This window comes from Myxococcota bacterium (assembly GCA_041389495.1).
Lineage (GTDB): Bacteria > Myxococcota_A > UBA9160 > UBA9160 > UBA4427 > JAWKRT01.
Map to the genome: position 1 here is coordinate 1,474,733 of JAWKRT010000001.1, position 19,460 is coordinate 1,494,192.

General features: G+C 74.6%; 20 protein-coding genes. 8 read left to right on the top strand and 12 right to left on the bottom strand.

The genetic code is table 11. From position 1 onward, the window contains the following. Nucleotides 1-98 precede the first annotated feature (98 nt). The gene (locus R3E88_06510) at nt 99-1,004 is read left to right on the top strand and encodes an SDR family oxidoreductase (protein MEZ4216110.1); all 906 of its coding nucleotides are present in this window, start codon (nt 99-101) and stop codon (nt 1,002-1,004) included. A gap of 15 nt (nt 1,005-1,019) precedes the next feature. Then, nucleotides 1,020-1,874, top strand: coding sequence for a MaoC/PaaZ C-terminal domain-containing protein (locus R3E88_06515; GenBank protein MEZ4216111.1), 855 nt, complete (start codon nt 1,020-1,022; stop codon nt 1,872-1,874). Nucleotides 1,875-1,956: 82 nt separating this feature from the next. Here the strand turns inward: R3E88_06515 and R3E88_06520 are convergent, their stop codons facing one another. Beyond that, on the bottom strand, nt 1,957-2,433 hold the full coding sequence (locus R3E88_06520) for a hypothetical protein (GenBank protein MEZ4216112.1): 477 nt from the start codon (nt 2,431-2,433) through the stop codon (nt 1,957-1,959). A 9-nt stretch (nt 2,434-2,442) separates the two neighbouring features. Next, nucleotides 2,443-3,405, bottom strand: a complete 963-nt coding sequence (locus R3E88_06525) for a COX15/CtaA family protein (GenBank protein ID MEZ4216113.1) — start codon at nt 3,403-3,405, stop codon at nt 2,443-2,445. Nucleotides 3,406-3,584: 179 nt separating this feature from the next. On the opposite strand from R3E88_06525, the gene R3E88_06530 reads away from it, so the two are divergent. Then, nucleotides 3,585-4,013 (top strand): hypothetical protein, encoded by a 429-nt coding sequence (locus R3E88_06530; GenBank protein MEZ4216114.1) that lies wholly within the window; start codon nt 3,585-3,587, stop codon nt 4,011-4,013. A 34-nt stretch (nt 4,014-4,047) separates the two neighbouring features. Here R3E88_06530 and R3E88_06535 read toward each other — a convergent pair whose 3' ends face one another. From R3E88_06535 to R3E88_06570, 8 genes are all read right to left on the bottom strand, one after another. Continuing rightward, entirely contained in the window at nt 4,048-5,133 is a 1,086-nt protein-coding gene (locus R3E88_06535) for an acyl-CoA dehydrogenase family protein (GenBank protein MEZ4216115.1), read from the bottom strand. Between the two features lie 34 nt (nt 5,134-5,167). Continuing rightward, complete coding sequence (locus R3E88_06540; GenBank protein MEZ4216116.1) at nt 5,168-6,325, bottom strand: acyl-CoA dehydrogenase family protein; 1,158 nt, start codon at nt 6,323-6,325, stop codon at nt 5,168-5,170. Between the two features lie 98 nt (nt 6,326-6,423). Beyond that, nucleotides 6,424-7,866, bottom strand: coding sequence for a phosphotransferase family protein (locus tag R3E88_06545; GenBank protein MEZ4216117.1), 1,443 nt, complete (start codon nt 7,864-7,866; stop codon nt 6,424-6,426). After that, a complete protein-coding gene (locus R3E88_06550; protein MEZ4216118.1) occupies nt 7,863-8,282 on the bottom strand; it encodes a nuclear transport factor 2 family protein in 420 nt (139 codons plus the stop codon). Before R3E88_06550 ends, R3E88_06545 begins: the two co-directional genes overlap by 4 nt. Nucleotides 8,283-8,290: 8 nt before the next feature. After that, entirely contained in the window at nt 8,291-9,301 is a 1,011-nt protein-coding gene (locus tag R3E88_06555) for an LLM class F420-dependent oxidoreductase (protein MEZ4216119.1), read from the bottom strand. A 46-nt stretch (nt 9,302-9,347) separates the two neighbouring features. Next, the gene (locus R3E88_06560; GenBank protein ID MEZ4216120.1) at nt 9,348-10,325 is read right to left on the bottom strand and encodes an aminotransferase class IV; all 978 of its coding nucleotides are present in this window, start codon (nt 10,323-10,325) and stop codon (nt 9,348-9,350) included. Further along, complete coding sequence (locus R3E88_06565; protein MEZ4216121.1) at nt 10,211-11,497, bottom strand: citrate synthase; 1,287 nt, start codon at nt 11,495-11,497, stop codon at nt 10,211-10,213. Before R3E88_06565 ends, R3E88_06560 begins: the two co-directional genes overlap by 115 nt. 144 nt (nt 11,498-11,641) lie before the next feature. Further along, nucleotides 11,642-13,339: a glycosyltransferase family 39 protein gene (locus R3E88_06570; protein ID MEZ4216122.1), complete on the bottom strand. Its 1,698-nt coding sequence runs from the start codon at nt 13,337-13,339 to the stop codon at nt 11,642-11,644. A 214-nt stretch (nt 13,340-13,553) separates the two neighbouring features. On the opposite strand from R3E88_06570, the gene R3E88_06575 reads away from it, so the two are divergent. Both R3E88_06575 and R3E88_06580 read left to right on the top strand, forming a co-directional pair. After that, nucleotides 13,554-14,180: a hypothetical protein gene (locus tag R3E88_06575; protein MEZ4216123.1), complete on the top strand. Its 627-nt coding sequence runs from the start codon at nt 13,554-13,556 to the stop codon at nt 14,178-14,180. Continuing rightward, nucleotides 14,180-14,944: a glycosyltransferase gene (locus R3E88_06580; protein ID MEZ4216124.1), complete on the top strand. Its 765-nt coding sequence runs from the start codon at nt 14,180-14,182 to the stop codon at nt 14,942-14,944. Before R3E88_06575 ends, R3E88_06580 begins: the two co-directional genes overlap by 1 nt. Here the strand turns inward: R3E88_06580 and R3E88_06585 are convergent. Together R3E88_06585 and R3E88_06590 are read right to left on the bottom strand one after the other, a co-directional pair. Continuing rightward, nucleotides 14,941-15,297, bottom strand: coding sequence for a translation initiation factor Sui1 (locus R3E88_06585; GenBank protein MEZ4216125.1), 357 nt, complete (start codon nt 15,295-15,297; stop codon nt 14,941-14,943). The two genes, R3E88_06580 and R3E88_06585, sit on opposite strands and share 4 nt — an antisense overlap. Nucleotides 15,298-15,301: 4 nt before the next feature. Beyond that, on the bottom strand, nt 15,302-15,727 hold the full coding sequence (locus tag R3E88_06590; protein ID MEZ4216126.1) for a CoA-binding protein: 426 nt from the start codon (nt 15,725-15,727) through the stop codon (nt 15,302-15,304). 256 nt (nt 15,728-15,983) lie between these two features. Between R3E88_06590 and R3E88_06595 the strand changes: the two genes are divergently transcribed. From R3E88_06595 to R3E88_06605, 3 genes are all read left to right on the top strand, one after another. Next, nucleotides 15,984-17,333, top strand: a complete 1,350-nt coding sequence (locus R3E88_06595) for a pitrilysin family protein (GenBank protein ID MEZ4216127.1) — start codon at nt 15,984-15,986, stop codon at nt 17,331-17,333. Beyond that, nucleotides 17,330-18,823, top strand: coding sequence for a pitrilysin family protein (locus R3E88_06600; protein ID MEZ4216128.1), 1,494 nt, complete (start codon nt 17,330-17,332; stop codon nt 18,821-18,823). The genes R3E88_06595 and R3E88_06600 overlap by 4 nt, the downstream gene beginning before the upstream one ends. Nucleotides 18,824-18,957: 134 nt before the next feature. Next, nucleotides 18,958-19,455, top strand: a complete 498-nt coding sequence (locus R3E88_06605; protein MEZ4216129.1) for a DUF1203 domain-containing protein — start codon at nt 18,958-18,960, stop codon at nt 19,453-19,455. The last annotated feature ends 5 nt before the right edge of the window (nt 19,456-19,460 follow it).

The following is a 19,460-nucleotide window of genomic DNA, read 5'->3' on the forward strand; positions in this document are numbered from 1 at the left end:
GCCCGTCGTCGCCGCGGTTCCCCGAGCCACCGATGCATCGCCCGCCGCGCGGCGCGCCGCCGGCCGAGCGGTGCGCACCCACACGGGAGTCCCAGAGCATGAGTGAGATTCGCTTCGACGGCCGCGTCGCGGTCATCACGGGCGCCGGCGGCGGCCTCGGCCGCACCTATGCGCTCGAGCTCGCCCGCCGCGGCGCGAAGGTCGTCGTCAACGACCTCGGCGGTGCGGCCGACGGCACGGGCGGCACCGCGAGCGCCGCCGACGAGGTCGTGAAGGAGATCGAGGCCGCGGGCGGCACGGCCGTCGCAAACTACGACTCCGTGTCGACGCCCGAGGGCGGCGAGGCCATCGTGAAGACGGCGCTCGACCAGTTCGGCAAGGTCGACATCGTGATCAACAACGCCGGCATCCTGCGCGACAAGAGCTTCGCGAACCTCGCCGACGAAGACCTGAAGATCGTGCTCGACGTCCATCTGCGAGGCGCTTTCTACGTCTCGCAGCCCGCGTTCCGCAACATGAAGGAGAACGGGTACGGCCGGTTCGTGTTCACGGCCTCGGGCGCCGGCGTGTTCGGCAACTTCGGCCAGACGAACTACGGCGCCGCGAAGATGGGCCTCGTCGGCCTGATGAACGTGCTCGCCGTCGAGGGTGCGAAGTACGGCATCAAGGCGAACACGATCCTGCCCGTCGCGAAGACGCGGCTCACCGAAGGGCTGCTCGGGCCGATGGCCGACAACCTCAACCCCGAGTGCGTGACGCCGCTCGTCACCTACCTCGTCTCGGAGCAGTGCGAGCTCACGCACGAGATGTTCGACGTCGGCGGCGGTCGCTACGCGCGCGTCTTCATCGGGATGTGCCCGGGGTGGGTCGCCGGTCCGGGCGCCACGCCGTCGGCCGAGGAGGTGATGGCGAATCTCGGGAAGATCCGCGATCAGGACGGCTACACGGTTCCCACGAGCATCGCCGACGAGATGAAGGCGATCCTCGCGAGCCTGCAGGGCTAGGCGGAGGGAGGCGAGATGCCGATCGATCCCAGCAAGGCCCTCGGCCACGAGTTCGCGCCCTCGCAGGGCGCGTACTCGAAGGACGACGTGATCCTCTACCACCTCGGCGTCGGCGCCGGGAACCCGGCGACGGATCCGAACGAGCTCGAGTACACCTACGAGAAGAACCTGAAGGTGCTGCCGAGCTTCGGCGTGATCCCGGTGTTCGGCGCGATCGCGAACATCGGCGCGACGCCGGGGCTCCAGTTCAACCTCGCGATGCTCCTCCACGGCGAGCAGGACATCCAGATCCACCGCACGATCCCGCCGGAGGCCGAGATCGAGAGCCGCGGGCGCGTCGCCGAGCTCTGGGACAAGGGCAAGGCGTGTCTCGCGGTGATCGAGATGAACACGAAGGAGAAGGGCGGCGACGAGCTCTTCACGAATCGCTTCTCGCTCTTCCTGCGCGGCGAGGGCGGCTTCGGCGGCGAGCCCGGGCCGAAGGTCGGGAACGAGGCGCCGGGACGCGCTCCCGACGGGACGTGCGAGCGCACGCTGCTCCCGCAGCAGGCGCTCCTCTACCGCCTCTCGGGCGACAAGAACCCGCTCCACGCCGACCCGGACTTCGCGAAGATGGCGGGCTTCGACCGCCCGATCATCCACGGGCTGTGCTCGTACGGCATCACGCTCAAGGCCGTGGTCGACGAGGCGCTCGGCGGCGACACGACGAAGGTCGGGCGCTGGCAGGCGCGCTTCGCGGGCGTCGGCTTCCCGGGCGAGACCTACACGATCTCGTGGTGGAACGAGGGCGACAAGGTGCTCGTGCAGACGAACTCGAAGTCGCGCGACGGGGCGCCCGTCATCACGAACGCGGCCGTCACGCTTCGCTAGTCGAGAGCGACGGGGGCGAGTGCATCGCACGGGGCCGGGGAGGCGACTCTCCGGCCCCTTCTCCTTTGCGCGTCGCGGCGGGTCAGCGGGCGATCAACGCGTCGAGCACGGGCCAGTCGATCGCCGTCTGGGCGGCGAACGCCGCGAGCAGGAGCTCGCGATCGGCCGGCCCCTCGCCGGTGCGGAAGGCGTCGACGCAGGCGCGCAGCTTCGCCTCCTCGGGCTCGGGCGGGAAGTCGTCCTTCAGCGAGCCCTCGTCGTGCGCGAGGCCGAGCGCGTCGAGCCACTCGACGAGCACGTCCTTCCTCACCTGCAGGAAGTAGACGGCGAGCATCTCCTCGGCGAGCGGGTCGGCGCCGACGCGCGCGAGCGCGCGCCGCATCGCCGCGGCCTTCTTGTCCTTCGGCAGCTTGGCCACCGAGCCGGGCCGGCTCTTCATCGCGGCGGCGGCCGCGTGCACCATCTGCGCGTACATCGGCGCGGCCTCGGCCGCGAGCCCGTCGAAGAAGTGCTCGGCCACGTCGGCCGACATCGCCGCGAAGATCTGGTAGGGACGCATGGGCTGGCCTCATAGCACACCGCCGCGCGGCGCGTCCGGTGCGGCGAGCACCTCGCGGACCGACACGGCGACGAGCAGCACGAGCACGGCGGCGAGCAGCGAGTGCAGCCCCGTGACCTCGACCGGGACGCGCAGCAGCACGTTCGCGACGCCGACGGCGACCTGCGCGAGCGCGACTGCGAAGGCGAGCGCCATGCGGCGCGCGGTGCGTCCCCGGCCGCGCCCGACGGCGGCCGCCGCCCCGAGCACCGCGACCAGCGTGTAGGCGCCGAGGCGGTGCGCGAGGTGGATGCCGCGCGCGCCCGCGAAGCCCGGGAACCACTCGCCGGCGTGGCACGCCGGCCACTCGTCGCAGGCGAGCGCGGCGAACTTCGACGACACGAGGCCGCCGAGCACGAGCTGCGCGAGCAGTGCGACGGCGGCGGCGAGCACGGCGGCGCGCAGGGCGGGAGCCACCGGCGCGGCCGCGGCGCTCGCGCCCCGGCCGCGCGCCGCGTCGGCGAGGCGCGCCGCCGCCAGCGCGAAGCTCGCGTTGACCGCGTTGCCCGTGAGCAGGTGGGAGGTGACCGTCCACGACGCGAGCAGGTGCCAGACCGTGAGCGCCCCGAGCACCACCTGCACGGCGAGCAGCGCGGCCGACGCCGCGAGCCAGGGCCCCGCGATGCGCCGCGTCGCCGGCCGCAGCAGCGCGAGCGCGGCGAGCACGACGAACAGGAGCGAGACCGTGCCCGCGACGGCGCGGTGCCCGACCTCGAACGCGACCTTCAGGTCGAAATCCGGGACCACCCGGCCGTGGCAGAGCGGCCAGTCGGGGCACGCGAGCCCCGCGCCGTGCGCGCGCACCATCGCCCCGAGCACGATCAGCCCGGTCGTGAGCCCGACGAGCGCGCGGAACCCGCGCGCGAGGCGCGCGGCGTGGTCGGCGTCGGAGTCGGTCGGGGCGGCCGGCGGCGGGCCGGAGGCAGGGGGCATGCGGGGCTCACTCGGTCGGAGGCGGGCGGCGCGGACGCTAGCGAAGGCGGCCCGGCCCCGGGCCCGCGCGCCGGCGCGCGCTCGTGCGGGCGCAGAAAATCGCGCGGATGCCGCGCACGCGTTCAGGCTTTTGACGTTCGTTGCCGATAGGGCGCACCATGAGTGCAGGAACCGCCTCCGTGAGCGACGACCCCCGCAAGCTTCGATCCCTCGTCGAGCGAGCCTCGCTGCTCGCCCTGCAGCACGAGGTCCCGTCCGTCATGGTCGGGCTCATCGCGCCGCGCGGCGACCGGCGGTTCCCCGACTTCGTCGACTTCGTCGAGAGCGCGCTGCGCGTCGAGGACGGCGTCTTCCGCATGACGCGCGAGCGCACCGTGCTCCACCTCGCCGACGTCGATCGCACGACCGCGGAGGAGACGCTGGCCCGCGTGCTCGGCCGCTTCCAGGACGAGTTCCCGACCTCGGCCGAGCTCACCTACGAGTCGTACTTCGTCGAGATCCTGCCCGGCCGCGGCGAGCTCACCGTGAAGGACGTGCTGCCGCAGCTCTTCGGGGCCGAGCCGATCGCCGGCGACGACGCCGGCGCGGACGGCGAGACCGTCCACTAGCCGCGGCGACGCGCCCCGCGGCGCCGCCGGCCCGTCACAGCCAGCGCGGAGAGTCCTCGACGTCGCGCGCGATCTGCGCGAGGCACTCCTCGGCGGTGCCCCACGCGAGCGCGCGGTCCTTGCCGCGGATCGAGAAGAAGTACAGGTCGTTCTCCTCGATCAGCCCCTGGCCGCCGTGCAGCTGGTGGGCCTGCATCGTGACGTACGCGACCGAACGCGAGGCCGAGGCCTTCGCGATCGCGACGTCGTGCGACGTGGCGCGCCCGTTCTCGAGCCCGTCGAGCAGCTCGTAGACGAGGAAGCGGTTGCTCTCGACCTGCATGCACATGTCGGCCGCGTGGTGCTGCACCGCCTGGAACGCGGCGAGCGGCTGGCCGAACTGCACGCGCACGTTCGTGTAGGCGACCGTCATCTCGAGCGCGACCTCCATGCACCCGAGCAGCTGCGCGCAGGTGAGTGCGCGCGCGACATCGACGAGGCGGTCGACCGCGTCGGTGCCGGCGACGCGGCGCGCGGGTACGCCCGCGTAGCGCACCGTCGACTGCGGCGTGCGGCCGGTGCCGTGGCGGGCCTCGAGCGTCACGCCCGGCGCCGCGCGCTCGACGAGGTAGAGCCCGCGGCCCTCCGGCCCGACCGCGACGACGAGGTGGTGCGTCGCGAAGTCGGCGTAGTCGACGTAGTCCTTCTCGCCGGTGAGCGCGCCCTTCGCGTCGACGCGCGCCTCGACGCGGCCGAGGTCGTCGTCGGCCTCGAGCACCGCGGGCACGACGATCGCCGCCCCCTTCACGATCGCCGCGAGCAGCGCGCTCTCGTCGCCGTCCGCGAAGCGCGCGAGCGCGATCGCGCTCGTCATCACCTCGGTGGCGGGAACGACCGCGGCGCGCCGCGCGAGCTCGTGCACGAAGATGCCCGCCTCGACGAGGCCGGCGTCGCCGCCGCCGACCGCCTCGGGGAGCGGGATGCCGAGCCAGCCCTGGTTCGAGATCGCCTCCCACAGCTTGTCGTCGGCGGCGCGCTTCTGCTCGTGCTCGCGCACGCGGTCGAACGGCACCTCGTCCTCGACGTACTGGCGGACGGTCGTCTGCAGCAGCTGCTGCGTCTCGGTGAAGTCGGGATTCATCTCGCTCTCCTCGCCTCGCGTGCCGGGTGCGCGCCTAGCGCGTCATGCCGAGGTGGCGCGTCGCGATGATGCTGCGCTGCACCTCGTTGGTGCCGCCGCCGAACCGCAGGATCGGCGACGAGAGGTAGTTGCCCTGGACGTGCGCGTCGGCGATCGCGCGCGCGTCCTCGCGCGCGAGCCCGCCCTGCCGGCCGAGGATGTCGAGCAGCAGCGTCGACATGCGGTAGCGCAGCTCGCTGCCCGAGATCTTCGCCATCGACGCCTCGCCGGGCTTGATCGCGCCGCGCGCGATCGTCACCGCGTTGCGGATCGCGAGCGCGCGGTGGCGCTGCAGCTCGACGCGCAGCTCGGCCAGGCGGTTGCGCACGACCGGGTCGCGCAGCTTCTCCGGCGCGTGCGCGCGCAGGTGCTCGACGACGACGTCGTAGTTGCGCACGAGGTTGCTCGTCGGCGAGAGGCCGACGCGCTCGTGGTTGAGCGCGTGCATGATGATGGGCCAGCCGCCGTGGAGCGGCGGCAGCACGTCCTCGTCGGGGACGAAGACGTCGTCGTAGAAGGTCTCGTACGTGCTCATCCCGCTCATGGTCTTGAGCGGACGGATCGTGACGCCGGGCGAGTCCGTCTTCACGATCAGCACCGAGATGCCCTGGTGTCGCTTCGCGTCGGGGTCGGTGCGCGTCGCGAGCCAGATGTGCGTCGAGTGCGCGGCGAGCGACGTCCAGATCTTCTGGCCGTTCACCTTCCAGCCGCCGTCGACCTTCTCGCCCTTCGTGCGCAGCGCGGCGAGGTCGGTCCCCGCGTTCGGCTCGCTGTAGCCGATCGCGAACGTGAGCTCGCCGTTCCAGATGCCGGGGAGGTACTTCTCCTTCTGCACGTCCGTGCCGTACTGCGCGATCGACGGCGCGACCGACGTGAACGTCAGGTTGCCGTACGGCATGCGCCAGTACTCCATGGTCTCGACGAGGATGAACTGGTACAGCGGGTCGCGACCTTCGCCGCCCATCTCGCGGGGCCAGCACATGCGCATCCAGCCCTTGTCCTGCAGCGCCTCGAAGTAGCGGCGCGTGAGGGGGCCGGGCGCGCCCTCGCGCTCGCGCGTCTCCTGCACGAGCTCGGGCGTGCGCCACTCGCGGACGAAGGCTTCGATCTCGTCGCGGAAGGCGAGGTACTCGTCGGGCCATCGGAAGTCCATGGAAGCTCCTCGGTGCGGTCGGGTCCGTCGGGCGAGCCGGGCACTCTATCACCGCGCGGCGCCGCGCGGAGCCGCTGCGGGGCGGGGCCGCGCGCGGGCTAGGCGAGGCCGGGCAGGGTGAGCGGCTGGAGGCGCGCGTGCTCGCCGGCGCCGAGCGCGCCGGCCATGAGCCGCTCCTCCCGCACCGTGTGGCGGTGCAGGTAGCGGAGGATCTCCTCGTCGCGCTCGGGGCCGGCCGCAGCGACGAGCGCGTCGATCGCGGCGCGGCCCGCCGCGACGCTCGCCGGGCGCGCGCCGCCGAGCAGCCGCGCCATGTCGTCGAGCTCCATCGCCTCGAACGCCGGGCCGAGCCGCTCGAGATTGCGCGCGTAGGTCGCGAGGCGCCGCGCGACTGCCGTGCGGTGGCGCAGGAACGCGTCGCTCGCGCCGGGGCCGAGCTCGTTCGCGAGGTTCTCCTCGAGCAGCGCGAGCACGTCGGCGCGCTCGCCGGGCGGCGGATCGGGCAGGGCGACCGGCTCGAGCGCGATGCCCATGGCCTCGGCCAGCGCCTCGGCGGTGCCGCGCTGGTAGCAGACGTCCTGCGCGTACCACTCCGCGTGGTCGGTGCGCGGGTGCATGTCGTGCACGACGCCCGCGAGCGCGAGCGGCGTGATCAGCATCGCCTTCACGGTGTAGTAGCGGAGGCGCGCGGCGTCGATGCGCGTCCCCGACGCGCGCTCGTAGAGCGCGAGCCACTTCGAGAGGTCGGCGCCGGGGTTGTAGAAGTCGCGGATGCGGATCTGTGCGAGGTCGAGCATCGGGTCCCCGATGTGCGCGAACTCCCAGTCGACGATGCCCGTGAGCCGGTGCCCCTCGAAGAGGAACTGGCCGGGCCCCGTGTCGCCCTGCACGAGCACGGGCGCGACGGGCTCGCGCGGCGCGTTGCGCCGCAGCCATCCGCGCGCGAAGCGCACGAGCGGAACGGGCCGCCGCGCGCCGCGATCGAAGCCCTCCTCCCAGACGGCGAGGTCGGCCCCGGCGAGCGCCTCGGGCGTGCGCGGCACGGCGAGCCCGCGCCGCTCGAAGCGCGCCGGGTCGAGTGCGTGCACCTTCGCGAGCTCGGCGACGAAGGCGCGGTCGATCGCGTCGCGCTGCGCGTCGTCGGCGATCGCGCAGTAGTCGTCGTCGCCCGGGAGCCGCGCGAGCAGGATGCCCTCGGGCTCGTCGCATACCCCGAGCGGCTCGGGCACCGCGATGCCCGCGGCGAAGAGCTCCTCGAGCACGGCGTGCTCGCGCGCGAGCGAGAAGAAGGGCGACTGCGCGCCGGGCCCGCGGCTCATGCGCGCGTAGGTCCGCACGAGCGCGCCGCCCTCGCGCGCGACGTCGACGAAGAACGCGGGCCGCCCGCCCGAACGTCGCGCGCCCTGGCGCTCGCACGCGACGACGCTCCCGCCGAGACGGGCCGCGACCCACGGAAGCAGGCCTTCGTAGCCGGCATCGATGCGCACGGGCCCGCGGTGCGCGGCTCCGCCTGCGGCCGCGGTCGGCGACGCGTCGCTCATGCGCCGTCGCCGCCGGGGCCGAAGAACGCCGCCGCGTAGCGCGTGTCGACGTGCTCGCGCAGCTCGGCGAGGCGTCCGTCGCGCGCGACGAAGACGAACACGTAGGCGTTGTCGTACTCGCGCCCGTCGGGCGCGCGCGCGCGCACGCGCGCCTCGCAGAACGCGACGCCGCCGTCCTCGACGACGACCTCGAGGTCCGTGCGCTGGCTGCCGGCGACGAAGGCGTCGCCGACCGCGCCGAGCATCGCGTCGAAGACGCGCTCCGCGCCCGCGTGGACGCCCGCGTGCTGGACCGCGCCCTTCGGCACGACCCAGCGGAAGTCGTCGTGCACGAGGGCGCGCAGCGCCTCGCGGTCGCCGCGCCCGAGCGCGCGGAAGAAGCGGAACGCGAGGTCGGCGGTCGGGCCGGGCGGCACGGCGCGCCTCAGCCGCGCGCCGGCGCGAGCGCTTCGAGCATCCCCACGGCCTCCTCCGCGCTCGCGGCGAGCGGCGCGAGCACGGGCGTCGTCACGCCGGCCGCGACGAACTCGGCGAGCCGCGCGCGGCACGTCGCGACGTCGCCGATGATCGCGATGTCGTCGACGAAGGCGTCCGTCATCGCCGCCGACGTGCCCGCCCGATCGCCGCGCCGGAAGGCGTCGAGCACGTCCTTGGCGACGGCCTCGTGGCCGATCCAGCGGAAGAAGCGGTTGTAGACCGGGGTCGCGACGTAGCCCGAGAAGCCGAAGCGCACCATGTCGCGCGCGCGCGCGTTCGCGGCGGCCGAGCCATCGGTGACGGCGACCTGGAAGCGCGCGACGACCTCGTCGCGCGACGCGTCGCGCTCGGCCTCGACGCCGCCGCGACGATAGGCGTCGAGGATCCTCGGCATCGCGCGCGCGGGCATCATGTTGAGGACGAGGCCTTCGCCGATCGCGCCGGCGAGCTCGAGCATGCGCTCGCGCAGCGCCGCGAGGTAGATGCGCACGGGCTTCGCCGGCAGCGCGCCCAGCCGGAAGCCCTCGCTGCGCAGGGTGCGGCCGACGAAGCGCGTCCGCTCGCCCGCGAGCGCCGAGCGCACGACGCGCACCGTCTCGCGCACGCGCGACAGCGGCGCGTCGAAGGAAAGGCCGTTCCAGCCTTCGATGATCGCGTGGCTCGAGGTGCCGAGGCCGAGCACGAAGCGGTCGTTCGCGAGCTGGGCGACGGTGGCCGCCGACATCGCGAGCACGACCGGCGTGCGGTTGTACACGGGCACGATCGCCGTGCCGATCTCGACGCGCTCGGTCGCGAGCGCGATGGCGGCGGCGAGCGAGAACGAGTCGTGCCCGTTCGTCTCGGCGAGCCAGATGGCTTCGTAGCCCCACTCGCTCTCGCAGCGCTGCGCGAGCGCGACGCACGCGCGCGCGTCGAGGAAGGGGAGCGGGAGCGTGACGGCGAGCCTGCCGAGCGACATCGGGCCTCCGCGGTGGCGGCCACCCTACCACCGCGCGCCGCTCCGCTCAGGACCGATCGCGCGGGCCTTCCGGTGCGGGAAGGTCGAGCCACTCGCGAAGGCGGTCGAGCAGCGGGCCGCGCGCGGCGCCGAGCGGCTCGCCGTCGAGCTCGACGAGCGGGCGCGCGCCGCGCACCGCGTTCACGGCCACGACCTCGCGCGCCGCGCGCAGCGCGCGCAGCGAGACGTCGCGCGTGCGCACGGCGCCGCGCGCGCGCGCGAGCGCGACCTCGCGCGCGAGCGAGCGCACGCCGCCGCGCTCGAGGGCGGGGGTCGCGAACACGCCGTCCGGCAGGTGGACGAAGATCGCCGCGCGCGCGCCCTCGACGACCCGCCCGGCGGCGTCGACGAGGATCGCCTCGTCCGCGCCCGCGCGCGCGGCCGCCGCGCGTGCGATCGACACCGCGCGCTGCGCCGAGCGCTTCGCGCCCGACCACGCGTGCCATCCCTCGTGGGCGACGGGCGCCGCGACCGCGCGCCAGGTCGCCGCGTCCGCGCCGAGCGAGCGCGCGACGCCGAGCCAGTGGCCGCGCTCGTCCGCGCCGCGCGCGTGCTCGAGGCGCACGATGCCGTCGGCCGACGGGAACGCCGCGCGCGCCAGCTCGACGAGGGCGCGTCGGGCGACGCGGGGGTCGACGGGCGGGAGCCCGAGGCGCGCGGCGTCGCGCGCGAGGCGCGCGACGTGGTGGTCGAGCCAGACGACGTCGCCCGCGCGCACGCGCGCGGTCGTGTAGTGCGCGCGCCCGTCGGCGGCGGGCGCTTCGCGCAGCGGGAGCCGTGCGGTGTCGGCGGCCGCGACGCGACCGCCGACCCAGACGGGCAGGCTGGACGGAGCGGAGGGAATGGGACGGGCGGTCCGCGCGTCCCGCGTCAGCGCTTCTCGACGGGCACGTACGACGACTTCGTCGGGCCCGTGTAGATCTGCCGCGGGCGGCCGATCTTGAACGCCGGGTCGCGGTGCATCTCGATCCACTGCGCGATCCACCCCGGCAGACGGCCGATCGCGAAGAGCGCGGTGAACATGTTCGCCGGCGTTCCGATCGCGTTGTAGATGACGCCCGAGTAGAAGTCGACGTTCGGGTAGAGGCGCCGCTCGACGAAGTAGTCGTCCTTGAGCGTGATCTCCTCGAGCTCGACGGCGATCTCGAGCAGCTTGCTGTGGACTCCGAGCCGCTCGAGCACGTCGAAGCACGCCTTCTTGATCACCTTCGCGCGCGGGTCGTAGTTCTTGTAGACGCGGTGCCCGAAGCCCATGAGGCGGGCGCTCTCGTCGCCGCTCTTCGCGCGCTCGAGGAACTCGCGCGCCGTCTGACCCTCGTCCGCGATCGCCTCGAGCATCTCGATCACGCCCTGGTTCGCGCCGCCGTGCAGCGGCCCCCAGAGCGCGTTGATGCCGGCCGAGATCGCGCCGAACAGGTTCACCATCGACGAGCCGCACAGGCGCACGGTGCTCGTCGAGCAGTTCTGCTCGTGGTCGGCGTGGAGGATGAGGAGGAGGTCGAGCGCGCGCTCGATGACCGGGTCGACCTCGTAGTCCTCGCACGGGTTGCCGAACATCATGCGCAGGAAGTTGCCGACGTAGTCGAGCGAGTTCTGCGGGTACATGAAGGGCTGCCCGATCGAGTGCTTGTACGCGTACGCCGCGATCGTCGGCAGCTTCGCGATCAGCCGGTGCACGGAGACCTCGACCTGGTGCGGGTCGCGCGGGTCGAGCGAGTCGGGATAGAAGGTCGCGAGGGCGCCGATCGCGGTCGCGCACGCGGCCATCGGGTGCGCGTCCTTCGGCAGCGCGCGGAAGAAGTACCGGAAGTCCTCGTGGATCATCGTGTGGCGGCGGATCGAGCGCTCGAACGCCGCCTTCGTGTCGGCCGGGGGCAGCTGGCCGTAGATCAGCAGGTACGCGACCTCGAGGAAGCTCGACTTCTCGGCCAGCTCCTCGATCGGGATGCCGCGGTAGCGGAGGATGCCCTGCTCGCCGTCGATGAAGGTGATCGCGCTCTTGCACGATCCGGAGTTCGCGTAGCCGGGGTCGAGCGTGATGTACCCGGTCTGCGCGCGCAGCTTGGTGATGTCGATGGCGTGCTCGCCCTCGCTCCCGACGACGACGGGGAGCTCGATCGTCTTGTCGTCGAGGCGCAGCTCGGCGGTCTTGCTCATGGGGCCCTCCTTTGGCGTCGGTCCGGCGCGGGCCTCCGCGCGGCGGGCGGGGGCGGTGCGGACCGACCGGTGCTCACGGTGTTCTTCGAGCAGGCGTTCAATTTTCGGCGGTCATCGCACGGTAGCTGAGATGAAAGTCGACCGTCAGTCCGCCGGAACGGAAAGCCTTTCCCGTTCGGGCGCTTGTCCCCGATGCTGGCGTTCGGCCGGCGCCAGCACGACGACCTCGCCGCGCGTCGCGACGACGCCGCCGGCGAGGGGCGGGGGGAGCGGCTCGAGCCGCGGGAGGCGCCGCTCCCGGCTCACCACGACGGCGTTGCCGCGGGCGAGGAAGGCGACGACCGCGTCGCGGTCGGGCAGGTCGACGAACAGGTCGGTCGCGCCGCGCGCGTAGTACGCGAGGCCGGGCGTGAGCGGCGGGTGCGCGAAGACGCCGATCCGCTCGCCGGGCCGCGCGAGCGCGAGCGCCGCCTCGGCGATGGGCCGCGGCGAGCGCAGTGGGTCGAGTGCCGGCCACAGACCCCACGCGTTCACCGCCTGCAGGGCGACGAGCGCGCCGAGCCCCGTCGCGAGGCGGGTGCGCGCCGGGGCGCCGCGCCGCGCGAGCCCGGCGCCGGCCGCCGCAGCGGCGAGGCCCGTGGCCGCCACCGCCCCGAGCCACGCGCGCGGGAGCGTCGCGCCGTCGAGCAGCCCCGCGATGCGCCCGGCCGCGCCGAAGGCGTCGCCTAACACGAGCAGCGCGGCGCCGGCGACGAGCGCCGCGAGGATGGACGCCGCGATGCCGAGGCGCAGCGGCAGTCGTGTCCGCCCGGCGAGCGCGCGCTGCGCGGTGACGCCGCACGCGATCGCGAGCGCGGGGTGGAGCGGAAGCAGATAGGAGCCGCGCTTTCCCGCGGAGAGCGAGAAGAACGCGAGGAAGACGGCCGCCCACGCCGCGAGCCACGCCCACGCGGCGCGCTCCTCCGCGCCCGAGCGAGGCCCGTCGGCGCCGCCGCGAAGCCTGCGCGCGCCGGCGGCGAGCGCGGCGGGGACGAGCAGCGTCGCGGGCAGGAAGTCGAGCGGGAGCTGCACGGCGTAGTACCAGAACGGCCGCGCGTGCGACGTGCCTGCGAAGAACCGGCCGACGAGGTTCTCGCCCACGGCGCGCGCGAAGAACCCGTCCGGCGCGATCGCGAGCGCGATCGCGCCCCACGCCGCGAACGGCCCGAGCGACAGCGCGAGCAGCCGGGGAGCGAAGGGCCCGGGCGCGCGCCGCGGCCGCGCGCCGCGCTCGACGACGGCGATCACCGCGAGCGGAAGCAGGGCGACCGGCCCTTTCAGCAGCATGCCGACGCCGAGCCACGCGTGGCAGCGCGCGAGCGCCGCTGCGCGCGGGAGCTCGCCGCGCACGCCGCGCCACCACGCGAGCATCGCCGCGAGCTCGCAGGCCGCGAGCGGCGCGTCGAGCGACGCGCGCTGTGCGTGGTGCGCGTAGAGGAAGCTCGTTCCGAGCAGCAGGCCGACGAGGGGGGCGGCCCTTGCGCCCTCGTCACCCGGGAAGGCGCGCCGCGCGAGCGCCATCGCGAGGCCGACGCCGGCGAGCGCGGCGAGCGCCGACGGCAGCCGCACCGCCCACTCGTCGACGCGCCCGAACGGCGCGCCGAGCGCCGCCGCCGCCCAGTAGTACAGGGGCGGCTTCTGCGTGTACGCGCGCCCGCCGAGGCGCAGGAGCGCGAGTCGCCCGGGGGAGGCGCCGCCGGCGCGCAGCTCCTCCGCCACCTGCGCGAAGCGCGGCTCGTCGGGCGCCCAGACGTCGCGCGCGCCGAGCGCGGGCAGCCAGGCGGCCGCAAGCGCGGCGATCACGAGCCATTCCGCGGTCGCTCGCCGCGCGGCGCGTCCGCGCTGCGGGCGCGCGTCCTCGGCGGGGGTCGACGGCTCGGGGGCAGGGCGGCTCTCCACGGGACCTCGCTCGTCGCACGGCTCGCGCGCGCGCGATCGACGGTACCCTGCCGCCGCACGTCGGCGCCGCGGTCGTCCCGCGGCGCGCACACCGGCGCGCGCGTCATGGAGGAGCCCGATGTCGACGACGCCCGGAGCCGAGCTGCGCGCTCGCATCGCCGAGGACGCGGGCCGCCCCGCCGAGATCGCGCGCTTCCTGGACGGCCTCTCGCACGCCGATCGCGTGCTCGCGATCCGCGATCTGCGGCGCGCCGACCAGCGGCGCCTCTACGAGGCCGTCGACGGCTTCGCCGCGGTGGCGCTCGCCGACCTCGTCCCGCCGTCGACGCCCGACGTCGTACCCGTGCGGCACTACGGGAAGAACACGCTGCCCGCGTTCACGCACTTCGAGAAGCGCTTCGCGCGCGGCCGCGGCGACGACGCCGCGAAGCCGGCCGAGCTGTACGGCTTCAACTTCCAGTCGATGTCGCCCGTCACGGGGCCCGGCTACTTCGTCGCCGTCGACAACCCCGAGCGGAAGGGGCGCGAGGTCTGGGTCGACTACCGCCGCGTCCCGGACGCCGCGACGACGCCGCTGCCCGAAGGCTGGCCGCCCGTGCGCTCGAACGAGCGCGGCCTCTCGGTGCTCGTCTACGGGCACATGGTCGACACGCTGCGGCGCGTCTCGGAGCACGTGACGATCGGGTCGGCCGCGAAGAACGGGAAGGACATCGGCAGCTGGTTCGCGCTCTGCCGCGAGGCGTGATGACGGACGCCGGGCGCGCGCTCCCGCGGCTGCTCTCCGTCGTCGTCCCCGTGCGCGACGAGGAGGCCTCGATCGACGCGCTCCTGCTCGAGCTCGACGCCGCGCTCACGGGCTTCGCGGCCGAGCGCGGCATCGGCCTCGAGTGGATCCTCGTCGACGACGCGAGCCGCGACGCGAGCCTCGCGCGCATGCGCGAGTGGGAGCGGAAGGACGAGCGGCTGCGTGTCGTCGCGCTCGCCGCGCACGCCGGACAGGCATCGGCGCTCGGCGCGGGCTTCCGAGCGGCGCGCGGCGATGCGATCGCGACGCTCGACGCCGACGGCCAGAACGATCCGGCCGATCTCCCCCGCCTCGTGGAGCGCCTCGCCGAGGGCGACGCGGATGCCGTCTGCGGCGTGCGCGCGACGCGCCGTGACGGCGCGTGGCGCCGGCTCTCGTCGCGCGCGGCGAACGCCGCCCGCCGCGCGGTGCTCGGCGACGCCCATCGCGACATCGGCTGCGCGCTGCGCGTCGTGCGCGCGCGCCACGCGCGCGCGCTCGCGCTGCGCCGCGGGCTGCACCGCTTCCTGCCCGTGCTGCTCGCGCTCGAGGGGGCGCGCGTCGTCGAGCTTCCCGTGGCGCACCGGCCGCGCCGCTTCGGCGCATCGAAGTACACCGCGCGCAACCGCGTGCGCGAAGCTCTCGTCGACCTCGTGTACGTCGCGCGCCGGCAGCGGCGCGCGCGCCGCGAGCGGGCGCGCGACGCGGGTGCGCCGAGCGCCTAGCCGCCCGCCCGCTTGGCGCGGAAGCCGCGCCGCTCGAGCTCGGCCATCAGCACGTCGCGGTGATCGCCCTGGATCTCGATCACGCCGTCCTTCGCGGAGCCGCCCGTGCCGCAGCGGCGCTTCAGCTCGGCCGCGAGGTCGCGCAGCGCGTCGGGCGCGAGCGGCAGGCCCTCGATCGTCGTCACCGTCTTGCCGCCGCGTCCCTTCGTCTCGCGTCGCACGCGCGCGACGCCGTCGCCCGACGCCGCGGCCTGCTGCGCGCGCACCCGCTTGCAGCGGCACTGCGCGACGGGCGCGCTGCAGTCGGGGCACATGCGGCCGTGCGACGAGGAGTAGACCGTGCGCGCGGCCATCGCGTCAGCGCGCGGCGGCGCCGAGCAGTCGGCGGTGCTCGACCATGATGCAGCGGTCCTGCACGACCTCGATGCCCGCCTCGCGAAGGCGGGCGGCCGCCGCCCCGTTCTGGATGCCGAGCTGCATCCACACGGCGGACGGCCGCGCGGACATCGAGAGGATCTCGTCGACGTGCGCGGGGATGTGGTCGGACGCGCGAAAGAGGTTCACGAGGTCGACGGGCTCGGCGACGTCGCGCAGCGTCGCGAACGCGGGCTGCCCGAGCACGCGGTCGAGCTTCGGGTTCACGGGAACGATGCGGAAGCCGTGGAGCTGCAGGTACTGGGGAACCCGATAGGCGTCCTCGGACTCCAGATCCTTGATGCCGACGACGGCGATGGTCCGGCATCGCTCGAGGACGGCGCGCAGCTCGTGATCGGTCTCGGGCAAGGCGACTCCGAAGCGGCTGCGCGCGGAACGATTGCGCTGGAATGCGAACGCCGACGACGTGTCGATCGGTCGACACTCGTCGACCCACCCACTACGGTACCCCGCCATGCTGCTCGCGCGACCTCGTTCGTCCCGGTCCATGGGTTCGCTCCGGTCCGGCGGCGCCGACGTCGCGGCTCCGGCTGTCCCCGCCGCCCGGCGTCCCGACGGACGCGCTCCGCGCGGTTCGTCTCCGGCCACTCGGGTCGCGCGGTGGGTGCGCGCCGCGCTCGCGGCGGTTCCCGCGCTGTGCGCGCTCGCCGGGCCGGCAATGGGCGTCGACATCGACGACCCGGCCGCGCGACTGGAGCGTCACGAGCTCGCGAACGGGCTCGTCGTGCTGCTGCTCGAGGACCACTCGACGCCCGTCGTCTCGCTGCAGGTCTGGGTGCGCGCGGGCTCGCGCGACGAGGCGCGCTACTCGGGCATCGCGCACCTGTTCGAGCACATGATGTTCAAGGGCTCGAAGAACCTCGAGCCCGAGCGCCACGCGCAGCTCGTCACCGACCGCGGCGGCGCCATCAACGCGTTCACGAGCGACGACGTCACGGTCTACTTCGAGGACGTCACGCGCGAGTCGCTGCCCCTCGTGATCGACCTCGAGGCGGAGCGCTTCGCGAACCTCCACGTCGACGATGCGATGCTGACGAGCGAACGCGAGGTCGTGCTCGAGGAGCGCGGGATGCGCACGGAGAACGACCCGGGCGGGCTCGCGTTCGAGGCGCTCGCGGCGACGGCGTGGATGGCCCATCCCTACCGGCGCCCCGTGATCGGCTGGCGCAGCGACGTCGAGGCCGTGACGGTCGAGAAGTGCCAGGAGTTCTTCGACGCCTACTACGCCGCGAACAACCTCGTGCTCGTCGTGGCCGGCGACTTCGACGCGAAGGAGGCGCTCGATCGCATCCGCCTCCGCTTCGGCTCGCTTCGCCGCTCGGAGATCGAGCGCAACCCGACGCGCGAGCCGGAGCAGCGCGGCGAGCGCCGCGTCGTCGTCGAGTTCGACGTGCGCAGCCCCATCCTGATGGCGGGCTGGCACGCGCCGGCGACCGGCCACCCCGACGGTGCCGCGCTCGACGTCGCGAGCCAGATCCTGTCCGATGGGCGCTCGAGCCGGCTCTACCGGACGCTCGTCGATCGCGAGGCGAAGGCGCTCTACGCCTACGGCGGCTACTGGGAGCTGCAGGACGCGGGCCTCTTCTACGCGAGCGCGGGCGTGCGTCCCGACGCCGCGATCGGGGACGTCGAGGCGCTCTTCTTCGGAGAGATCGACCGCATCCGCGAAGCGGGCGTGAGCGAGGCCGAGGTGGCGAAGGCGAAGCGCCAGCTCGAGGTCGGGATGATCGGCGGGCTTCGCACGGCGCACGCGCTCGCGAGCCGCATCGGGCGCGACTACGTCGCGTTCGGCCGCGTGCGCTCCATCGACGAGCGGCTCGCGGAGATCGCGGCCGTCGCGCCGGCCGACGTGCAGCGCGTCGTCGCCACCTATCTCGTGCCGGAGAAGCGCAGCGTCGTGCACGTCGTGGCGCCGGCCGCGCCGCCGCAGTCGGGCGCGGAGGCGGCGCGATGAGCGCGCGCGCCGGAGCTCCGCGCGCGCTCGCCGCGCGGGTCGCACTCGCGGTGGCGCTCGCGCTCGGCGCGGGCTGCCAGCTCGTCGGCCGTGCCGCGGAGCGCGCCCCCGTCTACGGCCCGCCGTTCGCGACGCTGCCGCCGGCCTGGGACGAGGCGCCGCCCGAGCCCGCGGACGCGCCCATCACCGAGCCCGGCGCGCTCGCGCGCTTCGCCCTGCCGAACGGCCTGCACGCGATCCTGCTGAGCGATCACCGCCTGCCGCACCTCGTCGTCGGCGTCGCCCTTCGCCGCGGCGCGGGTGCCGAGCCGCCCGAGCTCGCCGGCCTCGCCGCCTACACGGCCGAGCTGCTCGAGCGCGGCGCGGGCGACCGCGACGCGCTCGCGCTCGCGACGCTCGTCGACGGCCTCGGCGCGAGCCTCGGCGCGAGCGCCGACTGGGACTCGATGACGGTCACCGCGAGCGGCCTGTCGAGCGACGTCGACACGCTCTTCGAGGTGCTGCGCGACGTCGTGCTGCGGCCGCGCTTCGACGCCGAGGAAGGGCGCAAGGCGCGCGCCGAGACGCTCGCCGGCCTCGAGCAGGCGAAGGACGACCCGGCGACGCTCGTCGGGTGGCACGCGGCGCGAGCCGCCTACGGTGACCACCGCTACGGAACGCCGGCCGAAGGCACGAGCGAGACGGTCGCCCGGCTCGACGCCGCGGCCGCGCGTCGCTTCTGGGAGAGCGTCGCGATCGCGAACGACGCCGTCGTCTTCGCGGCCGGCGACATCGACCGCGCGGCCTTCGAGGCGCGCGTGCAGAGCGCGTTCGGCGGCTGGCGCAGCGGCGACGTGCCGCCCGAGGCGCCCGCGCCGCCCGCCCGCGTGCCGGGCGAGCGCAAGGTCGTCGTCGTCGACGAGCCCGACCTCAACCAGGCGCGCATCGTCCTCGTCCACGAGGGGCTCGCGCGCGCCGACGAGCGCCGCATCCCGGCGGCCGTGATGAACGACATCCTCGGCGGCGGCGGCTTCTCGTCGCGGCTGATGAAGAGCGTGCGCTCGGAGGCCGGCCTGACGTACGGCGTGTGGTCGGGCTTCGGGCTGCGGCGCCGCCCGGGGCCGTTCATCGTCGAGACGTTCACGCAGGTGCCGCGCGCCCGCGCCGCGCTCGATCGGGTGCTGGCCGAGCTCGAGCGCATCGCGACCGAGCCGCCCGACGCGGCGGAGGTGGCGGGTGCCCGGACGCTGCGCGTCGGCCGCTTCGGGCTCGGGCTCGAGACGTCGTCGAGCGTCGTCGAGGCGCTCGTCGACCTCGACGTGCACGGCCTTCCCGAGGACGGCCTCGACACGTTCCGCGGACGCGTGCGGCGCGTCGACGTGGAGGAGGTCGCCCGCATGGCGCGCGAGCTCGTGCACCCGGAGCGCGCGGCGATCGTCGTGCTCGGCCCGGCGAGCGCGCTCGTCCCGCAGCTCGAGGGCCTCGGCCACGTCGAGGTCGTCGCGCCCTGAGTGCGCGCGGCGGCGCTCCCGCGTCGCCCGCCCCTCGTTCGCCGCGCCCCGATCCACGTCGCCTGCGATCGCGTCCGGAATCCGCGAGAGCGCCGGCGCCGCGCGCGCTTCCCTCGGCCTCGGAGGAAGCGGCGATGGAGCTTCGGGTGCGCGGGATTCCGACGGACGAGTGCGAGCGGCTGCGCGCGGGCGGGCCCGACGCGAACGGTCGGCCGCCGCTGCGGCGCGTCGCGGAGGGCGTCGCCAACCCGTGCCGCCACTGCCTCGGGCTGATCGCGGAGGGCGACGAGAAGCTCGTGCTCGGCTACCGGCCGTTCCCGGCGCTCCAGCCGTACGCCGAGACGGGCCCCGTCTTCCTGCACGCGCGCGCCTGCGCGCGCTACGAGGCAGGCGTGCTGCCCGCGTGGTTCGACTTCCTCGACCCCGCGCTCGTGCGCGGCTACGACGCCGACGACTGGATCCTCTACGAGACGGGCGCCGTCGTGCGCGGGCCCGAGCTCCGCGTCGCGTGCGAGCGCATCCTCGCCGACGCGGCCGTCGCCTACGTGCACGTGCGGTCGAAGTTCGGCTGCTTCCAGTGCCGGGTCGATCGCGCGGGCGACGATGCGGGCGCGCTCGCGACGACCGCCTAGCGACC